Below are 16,659 nucleotides of genomic sequence, written 5' to 3' on the forward strand. Positions count from 1 at the left end.
ACGTATTAATTAATAATTAATCTACAACAGGCACTTCTATAGTTAAATATTGGTCGTGACCATTAGTATCTTCTCCTTGCCAAAATTTAAACACGTATGAACCATTATTTGTAACAATAAAATTAAAGCTTTCTTCTTCTAATACAGCAGGAAGTTCTATACAATTGTTCTCTTCAATAAAAAAGTCTATAGGAGCAACTGTACGGATATTATTTTCCTTAAGATAGTAAAACTCTTTAAAAGAATGGCAAGTAGTTGGCCTGTAATATGAAATGGTTATAGGATATGTTTCTCCTAAAACAAATTCATCAGGAATATCCACACTTTTTACCGGCAAAACCTCAAAATTATAATTTGTACTATCACCGTCAACACTACATGAGGCTAATATTAGTGTTAGGCAAAGTACAAGTAATCTTTTCATAGCAAAAATTTATTATTAATACATGTACCATGTAGATGCAGTTGTAATAAAAAGGTTGCGCATAAAAATAAAAAAATCCCGATAAATCGAGATTTTTTATTGTTTTAGCCTTTAATGGCAATTTTTATTTTTTCTTCGAGTTCATCAAAAAGTTCTGGATTGTCTTTTATAATGGCTTTAACAGCATCTCTACCTTGCCCTAATTTAGTTTCGTCATAGCTAAACCAAGAACCACTTTTCTTAACAATTTCAAGTTCAACAGCAACATCTAGTATTTCTCCAACTTTACTAACACCTTCACCATACATAATATCAAATTCTGCCATTTTAAAAGGTGGTGCTACTTTGTTTTTCACCACTTTTACTCTGGTTTTGTTTCCTAAAACATCGCCATTACTATTTTTAATTTGTGTAGAACGTCTTATATCTAATCGAACAGAGGCGTAAAATTTTAAGGCGTTACCACCGGTAGTTGTTTCTGGGTTACCGAACATTACACCTATTTTTTCACGTAATTGATTAATGAATATAACGGTACAATTCGTTTTGCTAATAGAGCCGGTAAGTTTTCTTAAGGCTTGAGACATTAAACGTGCGTGAAGTCCCATTTTAGAATCTCCCATTTCACCTTCAATCTCACTTTTTGGTGTTAAAGCTGCTACAGAGTCTATAACAACAATATCAATTGCTCCCGATCTAATTAAGTTATCTGCAATTTCTAAAGCTTGCTCTCCATTATCAGGTTGAGAGATAATTAAATTATCAATATCAACGCCTAAATTTTCAGCATAAAATCTATCAAAAGCATGTTCTGCATCAATAAAAGCTGCAATGCCTCCTGCTTTTTGTGCTTCTGCTATAGCATGTAGGGTAAGCGTAGTTTTACCCGATGATTCAGGTCCGTATATTTCAATAACGCGACCACGTGGATAACCACCAACGCCTAAAGCAATATCTAAACCTAATGATCCAGAAGGAATAGATTCTACATCTACAACAGCGGCATCGCTCATTTTCATTACGGTACCTTTTCCGTAAGCTTTATCTAATTTATCTAATGTAAGTTTAAGTGCTTTTAATTTTGCTTCTTTTTCGTTGCTCATTTTTATTTATTTTTTTCTGAAGTAGTATGCTAAAATAGTATATCTTTTATCATCATACAATTTTATGACGCAACCTTTTTGTACATTTTGCATCTAGTAAATAAAGTGAGAAGATTTTATGCTATGAAATTGACTAACTAGAGCATTTTTACATGCTGATTAACTCAAACTAATTATTAAAGCATCTAATTTATTAGATGCTTTTTTATTTTAAATTGGGTACTTTTTTTTAAAACCGTACTTTTGCGATTTAAAAATATTTTTTAACCTTAAAAATTAGTATAGCATGCAACTGTACAATAAATTAAGCGGAAAAGAAAGAGCAGAATTAATCGATAAAGCAGGAAAAAATCGATTAACACTTTCTTTTTATCAATATGCCAAAATTGGCAATCCACAAATTTTCAGAGACCACTTGTTTCTTACTTGGGACGCATTAGACATTTTGGGTAGAATTTATGTAGCTCACGAAGGTATTAATGGTCAATTATCATTACCTGCCGATCGTTTTAATGAGTTTAAAAATCATTTAGATTCTATTGATTTTTTAAAAGATATCCGATTAAATATTGCGGTAGAACAAGACAATAAATCGTTTTTAAAGCTTAAAGTGAAAGTTAGAAAAAAGATTGTTGCTGATGGTTTAAACGATGATTCGTTTGATGTTACCAATAAAGGGATTCATTTAAAGGCTGAAGAATTTAATCAGTTTATTGAAGATGAAAACACCGTTTTGGTCGATATGCGAAATCATTACGAAAGCGAAATAGGTCATTTTAAAAACGCCGTAACTCCAGATGTAGATACGTTTAGAGATTCTTTAGATATAATTGAAGAAGATTTAAAAGACCATAAAGAAGATAAAAATTTGGTTATGTATTGTACTGGAGGTATTCGTTGCGAAAAAGCCAGTGCTTATTTTAAACATAAAGGTTTTAAAAATGTTTACCAATTAGAAGGTGGTATTATTGAATATACAAGACAGGTAAACGAAAATCATTTAGAAAATAAATTTCTAGGTCAGAATTTTGTGTTTGATGATCGTAGAGCAGAACGCATTAGTGATGATGTTATAGCTAATTGCCATCAATGTGGAGAACCTTTTGATGTGCATACCAATTGCGCTAACGAAGCGTGTCATTTATTATTTATTCAATGCCCTAAGTGTAAAGAAGACATGGAAAACTGCTGTTCTTCAACCTGTATGGACATAAATAGATTGCCTCACGAAGAACAAAAAGCATTACGTAAAGGGCAAGGAAATAGCAACGATATCTTTAAAAAAGGGCGTGCAGATCATCTACCTTATAAAAAAGATTTAAGAAATATCTTTGAAACATTCAAAACTAAAGGTTAATAAAGGAGTAATATATTTTCCGTTTAAATTGTTATTCCCGTTAAAACGGGAATCTAAATAAAGAATTTTGGTTTTAAGAAATTCTTTATTTGTTGGTATTTTAATCTTATCTTTACATCCAAACGGCTTTTTCAGAAATTTAATTTCAAAAAATTGTTTTTTATTCTTGTTTTCGTGAAAGTGGAAAACTAAAAATATTTATAAACCTTCATTCGTAATAATCTAATTATTAACGAATTCAATATATAAAATCATATGGCTTGCGCAAGTTGCTCAACAAAAGACGGCTCTCCAAAAGGCTGCAAAAATAACGGTACTTGTGGTACAGATAGTTGTAATAAATTAACTGTTTTTGATTGGCTAGCAAACATGTCGCTACCAAATGGCGAAAAACCATTTGATTGGGTTGAGGTACGTTTTAAAAACGGCAGAAAAAATTATTATAAAAACACCGAAAATTTAACCTTAAGTATTGGCGATATTATTGCTACACAAGCACAATCTGGTCATGATATTGGCATGGTTACCCTTACTGGGGAATTGGTGCGCGTTCAAATGAAGCGCAAAAATATTTCTGAAACTCCAGAAGAATTATTAAAAATATACAGAAAAGCAAGTCAAAAAGATATTGATATTTGGCAAACGGCACGCGATAAAGAGGAACCTATGAAGGTTAAAGCGCGTCAATTTGCAATCGATTTGAAACTTCAAATGAAGATTTCAGATATTGAATTTCAAGGTGATGCTAGTAAAGCTACTTTTTACTATACAGCAGAAGAACGCGTAGATTTTCGTGAGCTTATTAAAGTATTTGCGCGTGAGTTTAGAACACGTATAGAAATGAAACAAGTAGGGTTTCGTCAAGAGGCTTCAAGACTTGGAGGTATTGGCTCTTGCGGACGTGAATTATGTTGCTCTACTTGGTTAACAGATTTTCGTTCGGTAAGTACTTCGGCAGCGCGTTACCAGCAACTATCATTAAATCCTCAAAAACTGGCAGGACAATGTGGTAAGTTAAAATGTTGTTTAAATTATGAATTAGATTCTTATTTAGATGCTTTAAAAAGTTTTCCTAAAACAGATATTAAACTTAAAACTGAAAAAGGAACCGCTGTTTGTCAAAAAACTGATATTTTTAAAGGACATATGTGGTACGCTTACGAAGGTGAGTGGATGAATTGGCATAAAATAACGACTCAGCAAGCCAATGAAATTATTGAAGCCAATAAAAAGAATAAACCCATTGCAAGTCTTGAAGAATATGCATCAGAGATTGTAGAGGATATTCAAACAGAATTTGAAAATGTTGTTGGGCAAGATAGTTTAACACGTTTTGATAGTCCAAAACCTAATAATAAACGTAGAAACAATAGGAGAAAGCCTAATCAAAAAGGAAATCAGAAGTCCAAACCAAAATCAAACCAAGGAAATCAGGGGAATCAAGCTAATAAAAAAGTGGCTTCAAAGAATAAGCCTAACCCAAATAATAGAAATAAAAACAATAACAATAATAAAAGAAAACCTAAACCTCAAAACAGTAAAAATGTTGCGAAATAGTGTCGTATTATTTTTTTTAATTTTTTCTTTTGTATTTGTGTCTTGCGATTCAAATCGTGTTTTTGATGAATATAAATCATTGCCTAATTTATGGCATAAAGATTCCATTATAGGGTTTAATGTAACACCTCCAGATTCAACAAAAAACTATAATTTATTTGTGAATTTAAGAAACACAAATGCTTACAAATACAATAATTTATTTTTAATTGTCGAAATGGTTTATCCGCACGGAAAAATAATAAAAGATACTTTAGAGTATAGAATGGCAGACCCTAGCGGAAAGCTTCTAGGTACTGGATTAACCGATGTTAAAGAAAACAAACTTTGGTATAAAGGTCAAGACAACCCTTTTGTTTTTAATGAAACAGGAGAATATACCATTAATATTCAGCAGGCTATGCGAGAGAACGGCAAAGTAAATGGTGTAACAGAACTTGAAGGCATTACAGATGTTGGTTTTAGAGTAGAACGTATAAATAATAATTAAATGTCACATCGAGTGATTTCGTTTTAGCGAAAAAGTATCGAGATGTATTAACCCAAAGTACATGGCAAAAACAAAAAAAAGCACAAAAACACCAGTTCAAGATTTTTCGAAATACACTCGTTGGTTTTGGATTTTATTTTTAGGAGGTATATTGTCTGGGGTTCTTATATTTTTATTAGCATCTTGGGGGGTGTTTGGAGAGATGCCAGATCACACAGTACTAGAAAACCCTAAAACTAATTTAGCAACTGAAATTATTTCTTCTGATGGCAAAACCCTTGGTAAATTTTATTTTGATGACAATAGAACGCCTGTAAGTTATGATGATTTACCAGAGCATTTGGTAAACGCATTGATTGCTACTGAAGATGCACGTTATCGTAGCCATTCGGGGATTGATGCTATAGGAACTCTACGAGCAATAGCATTTCTTTCAACACGTGGAGGAGCTAGTACCATTACACAACAATTAGCCAAAAAATTGTTTCATGGTGAAGGATCAAAAAATACAATTGGTCGTTTAACTCAAAAAATAAAAGAATGGATTATTGCTATTCGTTTAGAGCGTCAATATACCAAAGAAGAAATTATTGCTCAGTATTTTAATATTTACGATTTTTTAAATAATGCAGATGGTATTCGTAGTGCAGCAAGAATCTACTTTGGCAAGGAACCAATAGATTTAGATTTAAAAGAGTCTGCGATGTTGGTGGGTATGTTTAAAAATTCTTCATTATATAACCCGAGAAGGCGTCCTGAGTTGGTGAAAGAGAGGCGAAATGTTGTTTTAGCTCAAATGTATAAATATGAATACATAACTGAAGCAGTAAAAGATTCACTTCAAAAAACCGATTTAGATTTAAATTATTCGCCAGAATCACATCGTGAAGGTATGGCAACTTATTTTAGAGAATATTTAAGAGGTTTTATGAAGGATTGGATTAAGAAAAACCCAAAGCCCGATGGAACTAAATGGAATATAAATAGTGATGGTTTAAAAATATACACAACTATTGATTCGCGTATGCAGCAATATGCTGAAGATGCTGTACAACAACATATGCCTAGGTTGCAAGCAGAGTTTTTTAATCAGAATACACCAAAGAGAAACCCTACTGCACCTTTTTTAGATTTAGAGGAAGAAGAGATTGATGCTTTGATGAATAGAGGAATGAGGCAATCTGAGAGAAGGAGACATATGAAGTACGATTTAAAAAAATCTGATGAAGAGATTAAAGCATCCTTTTATAAACCTACTAAAATGACGGTTTTTGCATGGAAAGACGGTAAAGCTTCAGAGATTGATACGATAATGAAGCCTATAGATTCTATGCGTTATTATAAATCATTTTTACGCACAGGTATGATGTCTATGAATCCGCAAACAGGTCATGTAAAAGCTTGGGTTGGAGGTATTAATTATCGTCATTTTCAATACGATATGGTAAAACAAGGAAAACGTCAAGTTGGTTCTACATTTAAACCATTTGTTTATACTGCGGCTATAGATCAGCTTCATTATTCACCATGCGATGAGTTACCAGACACACCATTTTGTATAGATGCAGGTAAATATGGAAATCCTGAAGAGTGGTGCCCTAAGAATTCTAATGGAGAAAATGATTATGGAGGTACAAGGACTTTAAAAAGCGCTTTAGCAAACTCTGTAAACACAATAACTGCGAGATTAATAGATAAGGTTGGGCCGCAAACGGTAGTAGATTTAGCAAAGAAATTAGGAATAGAATCAGAAATACCTCCAGTACCATCTATAGCATTAGGAACACCAGATTTAAGTGTATACGAAATGGTAGGTGCTTATTCAACTTTTGCTAATAAAGGGGTTTATACGAAACCGGTAATGGTTACGAGTATTGAAGATAAAAACGGAACTATATTGTATCAGTTTAAACCAGAAACACGCGATGTTTTAAGTGTAGAAACAACTTATGTTACTTTGAAGCTCATGGAAGGTGTAACACAATCCGGTTCTGGAGCTCGTTTACGAGGTAAAGGAGTAGATGCTTACAGGGTTGATTATAGAGAAATAATAACAGGCTATCCTTATGACTTTACAAATCCTATAGCAGGAAAAACTGGAACTACACAAAACCAAAGTGATGGTTGGTTTATGGGTATAGTACCTAATTTGGTAACAGGTGTATGGGTTGGAGCCGAAGATAGAGCAGCGCATTTTAAAACGATTACTTACGGTCAAGGAGCTGCTATGGCATTGCCTATTTGGGGTGTTTATATGAAAAGTTGTTATGCAGATGAAGGTTTAAATATTTCTAAAGAAGATTTTGAAGAACCTGCTGATTTATCAATAAATGTAGATTGTTCAAAAGTTGATGATGATACAATGGTTATTGATGATGATTCTGATGATACGCCTGACGATTTAGATTTTTAATATTATTTTCTTCTAACAAGAATTTATTCTCTTTTAAAATAGAAATAGACAAAAACCATTTATTTTGAATGGTTTTTGTTTGACATTGATTACTCATTATAATTCTATTATTCGTAATTTTATATGCATAAAATTGATAATAATGATTAATAAAAAAGTAAATAATGTTGAATTGGCTCTTCAAGGCGTTTCAGATAACATGACTTTTATGCTTGGTGGTTTTGGGCTTAGTGGTATTCCTGAAAATGCTATTGGGCAATTAGTAAAACTTGGAGTAAAAGGTTTAACCTGTATTTCTAACAATGCAGGTGTAGACGATTTTGGATTAGGATTATTACTTCAGCAAAAGCAAATAAAAAAAATGGTGTCTTCTTATGTAGGTGAGAATGACGAATTTGAGCGACAAATGCTTTCGGGAGAATTAGATGTAGAATTAATTCCTCAAGGTACATTGGCCGAACGTTGTCGAGCGGCTCAAGCAGGATTTCCAGCCATTTATACACCTGCAGGTTACGGAACTGAAGTAGCAGAGGGTAAAGAAACCAGAGAGTTTGATGGTAAAATGTATGTGTTAGAGCATGCTTTTAAAGCAGATTTTGCTTTTGTAAAAGCTTGGAAAGGTGATGCAGCAGGAAACTTGATTTTTAAAGGAACCGCTAGAAATTTTAATCCAAATATGTGCGGAGCAGCTAAAATAACGGTTGCTGAGGTTGAAGAATTAGTGCCATTAGGAACTTTAGATCCTAATCAAATTCATATCCCAGGAATTTTTGTTCAACGTATTTTTCAAGGAGAAACCTATGAAAAGCGTATTGAACAACGTACTGTGAGAGTAAAAGAATAGAGGTTGTTATTCCTGCGAAGACAGGAATACTCTTTTTAAAAATTAAGGTTTAATTAAAAAGATTCCTGCTTTCGCAGGAATGACAAAAGAAAAGATAGATGTTAGATAAAACAGGAATAGCAAAGCGTATAGCAAAAGAAGTGCAAGATGGTTATTATGTTAATCTAGGTATTGGCATACCAACTTTAGTCGCTAATTATGTTCGTAATGATATAGAAGTAGAATTTCAAAGTGAAAACGGTGTTTTAGGCATGGGACCTTTTCCTTTTGAAGGCGAAGAAGATGCTGATGTTATTAATGCAGGTAAGCAAACCATTACAACATTGCCTGGAGCTAGTTTTTTCGATTCAGCTATGAGTTTTTCTATGATTCGTGGACAACATGTAGATTTAACTATTTTAGGTGCTATGGAGGTAGCTGAAAATGGCGATATAGCCAATTGGAAGATTCCTGGTCGCATGGTAAAAGGTATGGGAGGTGCCATGGATTTAGTAGCCAGTGCCGAAAATATTATTGTAGCCATGATGCATACCAATAAAAGAGGCGAATCTAAGTTATTGAAAAAATGCTCATTACCACTTACAGGTGTTGGTTGTGTGAAAAAAATAGTCACTAATTTGGCAGTGCTTGAGGTAACTACTGAAGGGTTTAAACTTTTAGAACGTGCACCAGGTGTTACAGTTCAAACTATAAAAAGTGCTACAGAAGGGACTTTAATTATTGAAGGTGATATTCCTGAAATGAGTCTTTAAAGCTTCATAAAAAAATAAATCAAACATAAGAAATCGATGAAATGTTAAAAATACATGCATTTCATCGATTTTTTGTGTTTTTTGGCTGGTTTATTAAAAAGATGTCTGATATTAGTACTCCCCAAACATACCAAGTTTAAATTATAGATTTCCCCAAATCTATCATGAATTTTACGCTTATGAATATTGCAACAAATCTACCTGAACAACCTACAAATGACGAGAGCAAATTCAAAGAAACTGTAAAAGAAAATTTACAATTTTTTAAAGGCTTAGTCTATTTAACAAAAAAAATATTCATGCTATAATCCTTTTGGTATAGCATGAATTAATTTTTTTGTGTACTCTTTTTGAGGCGACTTATATATAATATCAGCATCGTTTAATTCTTCTATTTTACCTTTATTCATTACTAATAATTGATCACTCATGTATTTTACCACAGCTAGATCGTGCGAAATAAATATATAAGTAAATCCAAAAGTATCTTTAAGTTCGTTTAATAAGTTAAGAACTTGCGCTTGAACCGATATGTCTAAAGCAGAAACCGATTCGTCACAAACAATTAATTTAGGTTGTAGTGCAATGGTTCTTGCAATACCAATACGTTGTCTTTGTCCGCCAGAAAATTCATGAGGATACCGGTTAAAATAATCTTCAGATAAACCAACCCGATTTAAAATATCTATAACTTTTTCTTTTCGTTCTTTATCAGAATTAAAAAGTTGGTGTACTTTCATAGGTTCCATAATGGCTTCTCCAACAGGAATTCGAGGATTTAAAGAGGAATAAGGGTCTTGAAAAATAATTTGAATGTCTTTTCTAAGTTTTCTAGTTTCTGTTTTAGAAAGCTTTGTAATATCGATGCCATCATATAAAATTTGTCCAACAGTCGCTTTATCTAGTTGAATAATGGCATTTCCTAAGGTTGATTTCCCGCAACCAGATTCGCCTACCAAGCCTAAAGTTTCGCCTTCATATAATTTAAAACTAACATCGTTTACAGCTTTAAAGGTTGTTGCTTTATTAAACCAGTTTCCTTTTGTTATATATTCTTTTTCAACATTAACAACTTCTAGTAAAGGCGTTTTATTATATAATTTTTCGTGATTTTGTTTACGTTCTTCTGGGGTTATAATTGTGTTTGAAACCGTATTATTTAAATAATCGTCAATGGTTGGTAGTGTTTTTAGTCTGGTATCTAAAGACGGACGAGAGTTTATAAGTGCCTTGGTGTAATTATGTTGCGGCTTGTTAAAAATGTTTGTTACAGCTCCTTCTTCAACAATATTACCTTTGTACATAACTAACACACGATTAGCAATTTCAGAAATTAAAGATAAATCGTGCGTAATAAATATCACGCTCATTTTGGTTTCGGATTGCAGATCTTTTATGAGTTTAATAATCTCTTTTTGTACGGTAACATCAAGAGCGGTAGTAGGTTCGTCTGCTATTAAAATATCTGGTTTACAGGCAATAGCCATGGCAATCATGACACGTTGCTTTTGACCACCAGAAATTTCGTGTGGATATTTATCATACGTTGTTTTTGCCTCGGGAAGTTTAACTTTTTCAAAAAGTAAAAGTGTCTCATTTTTGGCTTCTTGTTTTGAGAGTTTTGTGTGTTGTAATAATATTTCCTGAACCTGTTTTCCACAAGTCATAGATGGGTTTAAAGAACTCATAGGTTCCTGAAAAATCATGGCAATTTTATTACCTCTAATTTTTTGAAATAATTTTGGTGAAAGATTGGTTAGTTCTTCTTCATTATATGTAATGATACCAAAATTTATTTTTGAAATATTTTTAGGAAGAAGCCCTAGTATAGCTAATGAAGATACCGATTTTCCTGAACCAGATTCTCCAACAATTCCTAAAATTTCGTTCTTTTCTAATTTGTATGAAATATTATGAATGACTTCGTTTTTTCCAAATGAAATAGATAGGTTTTCAACTTTTAATATAGTTTCTTTCGTCATTTATATATGCATAATTTCATCGTTACTTAATAAATCATCACCTCGTAAACGTAAAAATATTTGAGCTACGGCAATAGTATCTTTTTCGCAATAGATAATAATTCTGTCTACTTCCTTTTCTTCGTAATAAACACGATAGACTTCACTGCCATCAATGTCGTCTTTTGGTGATGGAATACCTAAAACATGAGTTAGTAATTTTAGTGAGGTGTAACTTTTATAATCTCCAAATTTCCATAATTCTAAAGTGTCTAAATGAGGCACCTCCCAAGGTTTTTTGCCAAAAAGATTTAGTTTGTATGGTAATTCTATATTATGAATTATCATACGACGTGCTATATACGGAAAGTCGAATTCCTTACCATTATGAGCACAAAGTAAATGTTTGGTTTGATTAAAATGAGAACTTAATAGGTTTTTAAAGTCTTTTAAAATGGTAATTTCATCGCCATAAAAGGAGGTGACTCTAAATTGTCTTGAATCACCTTTAAATATAAAGTAACCAACAGATATGCATACTATTTTGCCAAATTCTGCCCAAATGCCTGCTCTGTCATAAAACTCTTCAGCTGTGAATTCATCTTTTCGTTGGTATTTAGATTTGTGTTCCCATAGTGCCTGTTTTGTCTCATTTAATTCAGAGAAATATTGAACCTCAGGTACGGTTTCAATATCTAGAAATAATATGTTTTCAAGATCTAATTTTGCAATCATTCATTCAACATTTTATAAGCTTCTTCAATATAAACTGAAATGTCATCTGTAAACTCACCAACACCTTCATCTGGCGATTTTCTATGTCCTAAGCGAACAATAATAACATTATCATTAGGCTCTACTATAACGTATTGTCCTAGGTGCCCACGCATCATAAAAAAGTGCTTGTCTCCAACTTTTTTTAGCCACCAGCCATAACCATATTCTGGACTTTCTTTAAATCTTGGCGTTATAGATTTTTCTACAAATGCAGAGTCTAAAATTTGTTTACCATTCCATTTTCCATGGTCTTTATATAGTTTACCAAAGCGCGCAAAATCTCTAGCATTACTAGAAACACAGCAGAAAGCTTTTGCTAGTTTGTGGTCTTCATCATCTAATTGCCACAGTGCATCATCGGTTGCTCCCATAGGCTGCCAAAAGCTTTCAGAAAGGTAATTTGAAAGCGATTTTTTTGTTGCTTTTTGAATAATCATTCCAAGTAATTGGGTGCTTCCGCTTAAATATTCAAATTCTACACCAGGGGTTTTAACTACTTTTTGATTTAAGATAGTTTCAGCTAAATCATCATCATAATTAGCTCTTGCTGTTACTGAAAACGGACTTGTGTAATGCTCTACCCAATCGAGGCCAGAAGCCATGGAAGCTAAATCGCCAACAGTGGTTTTTGCATAGTTGTATTGTGGATAAAAATCACTTATAGGTTGGTCTAAGTTTTCAATGTATCCATCCATTATCGCTTTTCCAAGTAAAGACGTTACAATACTTTTTGCCATAGAAAACGAATTGGTTTTTGAGTTTTCATTAAAATCACCATAATAGTTTTCAAACCAAATACTATCATTTTTTATGATTAGATAAGCAATGGTTCCCCAATCTTTATTAACTGTAGAAAGTTTTTCAGTTTCTTTTACAGTGTTGTAATCTTTATGGTTTAACCAAGGACTCGTATTATTTCCTTTTTTAATTGTATCGTTTTCAAAATAGGGATAGTCGTCTATGAAAGCCGTATTATGTCCTGTGAAATAAACAACTTTAACACCTCTAATTATATAACCATAATCAAAAACATAGAGTAATGCTATAGCTGCAATAATTATAATAATAAACCATTTAAAGAATTGTTTTAAAAATTTCATTCTATTATGTTTAGTTGAATTAAATATAATAATTAAAATGCGACCTATTAGTAATAGTATATTCTTTTTTAAAAAATACTACTTAAAATAATTCTTAATCCCCAAGCTAAAGAAGCTTTTGTTTCTCTATCATTTAAATGGCATAAATCTTTAGATGTCATTATTGGTTCAATACCCATTAATGCTATTGAAACAGATAATAGTTTATTATAAACATCTCTATCAATTTGATTTCTATAAGGAATAAGTGCCAGTTTTAGTGCAGCCATTCTTTTAGAATTTCTTGTTAATTGCGTTTTATATGAATCGTCTTCTTTTAAATAGATACTTAAATATTTTCGAAATGCAGCTTCGTTGTTTAAGGCTAACTCATTAAAGTAATCTTGAATGTATAATATGCGATCAATTATAGGAAGATGTTGGGTGTCTAGAAATGTGTTTTCGGTAGAATTTGTTAATAATTCTAAACTTGCTTCAGAACATAATAAATCAATATTTGAAAAATAGCGATATATAGTAGCTCTAGAAATACTAGAGGCTTTCACAACGTCTTCAATACTTAAATTGATGCCTTGTTTTATTAATTCTTGTGTGGTATTTATGATTTTAAGTCTAGTTTTTTGCTTTTGTGCTTTACGACCTGAATTTAATGCAAGATTATTCATGAGATTTTTGTCTTATAAAAAATAAATATACAAAAAATGGCTTAAAATTTATATGAGACAATAATCTCATGAAATAAAAATAAAAAAATTACATATGTAAGTAATTGAAAATAAATAGTTTGTATGTTTTTTCAGTTTATGAAAAAGATTGCAGAACGTTAAAATAACGATAGTTGCTTGAAAGGACTCTCATGGTCTAATAACCATTTTTTCCGATGTAAACCACCAGCATAACCTGTTAAACTACCGTTGGTACCAATAACTCGATGACAGGGAATTACAATCCAAAGTGGATTTTTACCATTGGCATTAGCAACCGCTCTAATAGCTTTTACATCGCCTAATTGTTTTGATAGCTCTAGATAAGAAGTTGTTTTTCCGTAAGGAATTTGTTCTAATTGATTCCATACTTTCTTTTGAAAATCGGTTCCTTGCGGATTTAAGTTTAAATCGAATTGTTTTCTTGAGCCTTCAAAGTATTCATTTAACTGAATTACACAATCTTCTAATTCTATGGGGATTATATCGGTTGTTTTTTCTTCTGTGTTAAGTACAGTAACTGATGAAATACCATCAATATCTCCAACAATTTTAGCAAAGCCTAAAGGAGATTTAATGATGCATGTTTCCATTAGTCTTCAGTTTTAGGGTTTTCTAAAATACCTAATTTTTTGGCTCTAGCTTCCCAGTTTTTTCTGGCTTGAATTTGTAAATCGGATACATTATCACTTTCATCCATAATTTCTAAGCCTAGTAATGTTTCAATAACATCTTCCATAGTTACAATTCCACTAACAGTACCATATTCATCAACTACCAATGCCATATGATTTCTAGTTGCAACTAATTTCTCAAAAAGTGTAGGAATGGCAATATTACGCTCTACTATAATAATGTCTCGTTTAATTTCTGATAGTTTTTTTGAACCATTGCCTAAGGCCATTTCTTTAAAAATTTCATCTTTTAACACAAGCCCTTTAATATTATCTTCGGTGTCGCTATAAACAGGGATTCTTGAAAAACGAAGGTTTAGGTTTTTATTAAAAAATTCTTCAACGGTAGTATTTTCATTTTCAGTTTTCATAACCGTTCTAGGTGTCATAACATTTTTTGCCATAACATCTTTAAAGGTTAAAAGGTTTTTAATAACCTTACTTTCGCTTTCTAAAAACACACCTTCTTCATGAGCCATATCGGTCATTACCATAAAGTTTTCACGACTTAAAACACTACCATGACCTTTACCTCCAATTAACTTTGTTGTAAGTTGGAGTAACCATAATATGCCTGTCCATTTTAGAGGAAAAATTAAAATAACTAATGCTTTCGAAGTAAAATTTGCCAGTTGTTTCCAGTACGTTGCACCAATAGTTTTGGGTATAATTTCAGAAGCAACTAGAATTAAAAACGTCATAATTGCAGAAACAACACCAACAGTATTAATACCAAATAATTCTATTTTAAAAGGTAGTTTTTCTGCTTCAATACCAACCATCATAGCTCCCAATGTATGTGCTATAGTATTTAATGTTAGAATAGCTATAAGAGGCTTATCTACATCTTTTTTTAAAGATTCTAGTGTTAAAGCATAGTCTTTTCCTTCTTGTTTTTTTACATTTATAAAGGTGGGTGTAATACTTAATAATACTGCTTCAAGTATGGAGCATAAAAAAGAAAAGAAAATAGAAATTGTTGCCCAAAAAAATAGTGCGCTCATTAAAAATAGATTTTGTTAAACGCTAATTTACGAAATCAATTTCACAACATCCTTAGCAAAGTAACTTGCTATAATATCGGCACCAGCACGTTTAAATGCCGTTGTGGTTTCCAACATGACTTGGTCATGATTTAACCATCCTTTTTCTGCTGCGGCTTTTATCATTGCATATTCGCCAGAAACCTGATATACGGCTACAGGAACATCAACTTCATTTTTAATATCTCTTAAAATATCAAGGTATGAAATACCTGGTTTTACCATAACAATGTCGGCACCTTCATCAATATCTAATTCGGTTTCTCTAAGTGCTTCAAAACGGTTTCCATAATCCATTTGATAGGTTTTTTTGTCTTTTGGAACATCAACCAAATCTACGGGAGCAGAATCTAAAGCATCGCGAAAAGGGCCATAGAAAGCCGATGCGTATTTAGCAGAATAGCTCATAATACCTGTATCGGTAAAATCTTCGTCTTCTAAAGCTTCGCGAATAGATAGAATACGACCATCCATCATATCGCTAGGTGCTACAAAGTTAGCGCCTGCTTCGGCATGAGATAAGCTCATTTCGGTTAAAACTTCAACGGTATCGTCGTTTATAATCTTTCCGTTTTCAATAATACCATCATGTCCGTAAGATGAATATGGATCCATAGCCACATCTGTCATCACAATCATATCTGGGCACACATTTTTAACGGTTTTAATGGCGCGTTGCATCAATCCGTTTGGGTTTAAAGCTTCAGTACCTTTATTGTCTTTTAGGTTATCAGGCACTTTTACAAATAATAAAACAGATTTTAATCCCAGTTTCCAAAGTTCTTTTACTTCACCTTCTAATAAATCTAAACTATAACGAAAATAGTTTGGCATAGATGCAATTTCATCTTTGATGCCTTTACCTTCAACAACAAAAAGCGGCACTAAAAAATCGTTTGGTGTTATGATGGTTTCTCGAACTAAAGAACGAATGGCTTCATTGGTTCTTAATCTTCTATTTCTTTTTATTGGATACATGTTTATTAGTTAAAAGTTACAAAGTATAAAGTTAAAAAAGTTTTAACTCATACTTAAAAAGTGTTTTTAGGTTTCGTCTGTTTACTACTTGTTATTTATTTACTTAATCCTAAATATTTCCAGTGATTATTTTCTTTTACAAATGCCGATTTTTCATGAATAACTTCTATAGTTCCATGTTCATAAAAATAAGCATTAAAAGTTACCGTACCTTCGGAATCGTTTTGTTTTCCTTTGGTAGTTTCTAGTATTTCTAAACTTATCCATTGCACAGATTTTGCCCATGCAAAATAGATTTTTTCTCTTTTAATGCCCGTGTTTTGGTATGATGACTCGTCATTAAATAATCGCCATTAGCTACCACAAATGCACTATATCTAGAACGCATGAGTTGTTCTGCTGTTTTTGCTTCAGCTAAATTTTTATGCACTTTTTCGCAACAATTAGTAAAGGGTTTTAAACTTCCGCAATAACAATTCATT

15 protein-coding genes and 1 pseudogene are annotated in these 16,659 nt (G+C 32.2%); 6 read left to right on the top strand and 10 right to left on the bottom strand.

From position 1 onward, the window contains the following. Nucleotides 1–16: 16 nt before the first annotated feature. A complete protein-coding gene (locus tag ACH5TW_RS10145) occupies nucleotides 17–424 on the bottom strand; it encodes a hypothetical protein (RefSeq protein ID WP_439336387.1) in 408 nt (135 codons plus the stop codon). A 104-nt stretch (nucleotides 425–528) separates the two neighbouring features. Then, on the bottom strand, nucleotides 529–1,527 hold the full coding sequence (gene recA, locus ACH5TW_RS10150; RefSeq protein WP_439336388.1) for a recombinase RecA: 999 nt from the start codon (nucleotides 1,525–1,527) through the stop codon (nucleotides 529–531). A 286-nt stretch (nucleotides 1,528–1,813) separates the two neighbouring features. Between recA and trhO the strand changes: the two genes are divergently transcribed. The 6 genes from trhO (at nucleotide 1,814) to ACH5TW_RS10180 (ending at nucleotide 8,940) form a co-directional block, all read left to right on the top strand. After that, nucleotides 1,814–2,884, top strand: a complete 1,071-nt coding sequence (gene trhO, locus ACH5TW_RS10155) for an oxygen-dependent tRNA uridine(34) hydroxylase TrhO (protein WP_439336389.1) — start codon at nucleotides 1,814–1,816, stop codon at nucleotides 2,882–2,884. Between the two features lie 255 nt (nucleotides 2,885–3,139). After that, a complete protein-coding gene (locus ACH5TW_RS10160) occupies nucleotides 3,140–4,441 on the top strand; it encodes a PSP1 domain-containing protein (RefSeq protein WP_439336390.1) in 1,302 nt (433 codons plus the stop codon). Then, nucleotides 4,428–4,931 carry a gliding motility lipoprotein GldH gene (locus ACH5TW_RS10165; RefSeq protein WP_439336391.1) on the top strand — a complete coding sequence of 168 codons (504 nt, stop codon included), beginning with the start codon at nucleotides 4,428–4,430 and terminating at the stop codon, nucleotides 4,929–4,931. The genes ACH5TW_RS10160 and ACH5TW_RS10165 overlap by 14 nt, the downstream gene beginning before the upstream one ends. A gap of 61 nt (nucleotides 4,932–4,992) precedes the next feature. After that, nucleotides 4,993–7,344: a penicillin-binding protein 1A gene (locus ACH5TW_RS10170; protein WP_439336392.1), complete on the top strand. Its 2,352-nt coding sequence runs from the start codon at nucleotides 4,993–4,995 to the stop codon at nucleotides 7,342–7,344. A gap of 142 nt (nucleotides 7,345–7,486) precedes the next feature. Continuing rightward, nucleotides 7,487–8,188 carry a CoA transferase subunit A gene (locus ACH5TW_RS10175; protein ID WP_439336393.1) on the top strand — a complete coding sequence of 234 codons (702 nt, stop codon included), beginning with the start codon at nucleotides 7,487–7,489 and terminating at the stop codon, nucleotides 8,186–8,188. 98 nt (nucleotides 8,189–8,286) lie between these two features. Further along, the gene (locus ACH5TW_RS10180) at nucleotides 8,287–8,940 is read left to right on the top strand and encodes a 3-oxoacid CoA-transferase subunit B (RefSeq protein ID WP_439336394.1); all 654 of its coding nucleotides are present in this window, start codon (nucleotides 8,287–8,289) and stop codon (nucleotides 8,938–8,940) included. Between the two features lie 302 nt (nucleotides 8,941–9,242). On the opposite strand, the gene ACH5TW_RS10185 is transcribed toward ACH5TW_RS10180, so the two are convergent. From ACH5TW_RS10185 to ACH5TW_RS10220, 8 genes and pseudogenes are all read right to left on the bottom strand, one after another. Further along, entirely contained in the window at nucleotides 9,243–10,922 is a 1,680-nt protein-coding gene (locus ACH5TW_RS10185) for an ABC transporter ATP-binding protein (protein WP_439336395.1), read from the bottom strand. Continuing rightward, nucleotides 10,923–11,636, bottom strand: coding sequence for a 3'-5' exonuclease (locus ACH5TW_RS10190; RefSeq protein WP_439336396.1), 714 nt, complete (start codon nucleotides 11,634–11,636; stop codon nucleotides 10,923–10,925). It lies immediately after the preceding gene. Beyond that, entirely contained in the window at nucleotides 11,633–12,778 is a 1,146-nt protein-coding gene (locus ACH5TW_RS10195; RefSeq protein ID WP_439336397.1) for a serine hydrolase domain-containing protein, read from the bottom strand. Before ACH5TW_RS10195 ends, ACH5TW_RS10190 begins: the two co-directional genes overlap by 4 nt. Before the next feature lie 68 nt (nucleotides 12,779–12,846). Next, nucleotides 12,847–13,443 (bottom strand): TetR/AcrR family transcriptional regulator, encoded by a 597-nt coding sequence (locus tag ACH5TW_RS10200; RefSeq protein WP_439336398.1) that lies wholly within the window; start codon nucleotides 13,441–13,443, stop codon nucleotides 12,847–12,849. 158 nt (nucleotides 13,444–13,601) lie between these two features. Beyond that, entirely contained in the window at nucleotides 13,602–14,075 is a 474-nt protein-coding gene (locus tag ACH5TW_RS10205) for a methylated-DNA--[protein]-cysteine S-methyltransferase (protein ID WP_439336399.1), read from the bottom strand. Next, complete coding sequence (locus tag ACH5TW_RS10210; RefSeq protein ID WP_439336400.1) at nucleotides 14,075–15,160, bottom strand: CNNM domain-containing protein; 1,086 nt, start codon at nucleotides 15,158–15,160, stop codon at nucleotides 14,075–14,077. The genes ACH5TW_RS10205 and ACH5TW_RS10210 overlap by 1 nt, the downstream gene beginning before the upstream one ends. Before the next feature lie 27 nt (nucleotides 15,161–15,187). Then, nucleotides 15,188–16,177, bottom strand: coding sequence for a porphobilinogen synthase (gene hemB / locus ACH5TW_RS10215; protein WP_439336401.1), 990 nt, complete (start codon nucleotides 16,175–16,177; stop codon nucleotides 15,188–15,190). Between the two features lie 95 nt (nucleotides 16,178–16,272). Continuing rightward, nucleotides 16,273–16,658 (bottom strand): annotated as a pseudogene (locus ACH5TW_RS10220) (YchJ family protein). Nucleotide 16,659 lies beyond the last annotated feature (1 nt).

Source organism: Thalassobellus sediminis (assembly GCF_044386045.1).
GTDB classification, from domain to species: Bacteria; Bacteroidota; Bacteroidia; order Flavobacteriales; family Flavobacteriaceae; genus Thalassobellus; species Thalassobellus sediminis.

What these genes read in the sequence shown, in the direction of transcription:
- ACH5TW_RS10145 (WP_439336387.1), bottom strand. Translation starts at nt 424, where the DNA reads ATGAAAAGATTACTTGTACTTTGCCTAACACTAATATTAGCCTCATGT.
- recA (WP_439336388.1), bottom strand. Translation starts at nt 1,527, where the DNA reads ATGAGCAACGAAAAAGAAGCAAAATTAAAAGCACTTAAACTTACATTA.
- trhO (WP_439336389.1), top strand. Translation starts at nt 1,814, where the DNA reads ATGCAACTGTACAATAAATTAAGCGGAAAAGAAAGAGCAGAATTAATC.
- ACH5TW_RS10160 (WP_439336390.1), top strand. Translation starts at nt 3,140, where the DNA reads ATGGCTTGCGCAAGTTGCTCAACAAAAGACGGCTCTCCAAAAGGCTGC.
- ACH5TW_RS10165 (WP_439336391.1), top strand. Translation starts at nt 4,428, where the DNA reads ATGTTGCGAAATAGTGTCGTATTATTTTTTTTAATTTTTTCTTTTGTA.
- ACH5TW_RS10170 (WP_439336392.1), top strand. Translation starts at nt 4,993, where the DNA reads ATGGCAAAAACAAAAAAAAGCACAAAAACACCAGTTCAAGATTTTTCG.
- ACH5TW_RS10175 (WP_439336393.1), top strand. Translation starts at nt 7,487, where the DNA reads ATGATTAATAAAAAAGTAAATAATGTTGAATTGGCTCTTCAAGGCGTT.
- ACH5TW_RS10180 (WP_439336394.1), top strand. Translation starts at nt 8,287, where the DNA reads ATGTTAGATAAAACAGGAATAGCAAAGCGTATAGCAAAAGAAGTGCAA.
- ACH5TW_RS10185 (WP_439336395.1), bottom strand. Translation starts at nt 10,922, where the DNA reads ATGACGAAAGAAACTATATTAAAAGTTGAAAACCTATCTATTTCATTT.
- ACH5TW_RS10190 (WP_439336396.1), bottom strand. Translation starts at nt 11,636, where the DNA reads ATGATTGCAAAATTAGATCTTGAAAACATATTATTTCTAGATATTGAA.
- ACH5TW_RS10195 (WP_439336397.1), bottom strand. Translation starts at nt 12,778, where the DNA reads ATGAAATTTTTAAAACAATTCTTTAAATGGTTTATTATTATAATTATT.
- ACH5TW_RS10200 (WP_439336398.1), bottom strand. Translation starts at nt 13,443, where the DNA reads ATGAATAATCTTGCATTAAATTCAGGTCGTAAAGCACAAAAGCAAAAA.
- ACH5TW_RS10205 (WP_439336399.1), bottom strand. Translation starts at nt 14,075, where the DNA reads ATGGAAACATGCATCATTAAATCTCCTTTAGGCTTTGCTAAAATTGTT.
- ACH5TW_RS10210 (WP_439336400.1), bottom strand. Translation starts at nt 15,160, where the DNA reads ATGAGCGCACTATTTTTTTGGGCAACAATTTCTATTTTCTTTTCTTTT.
- hemB (WP_439336401.1), bottom strand. Translation starts at nt 16,177, where the DNA reads ATGTATCCAATAAAAAGAAATAGAAGATTAAGAACCAATGAAGCCATT.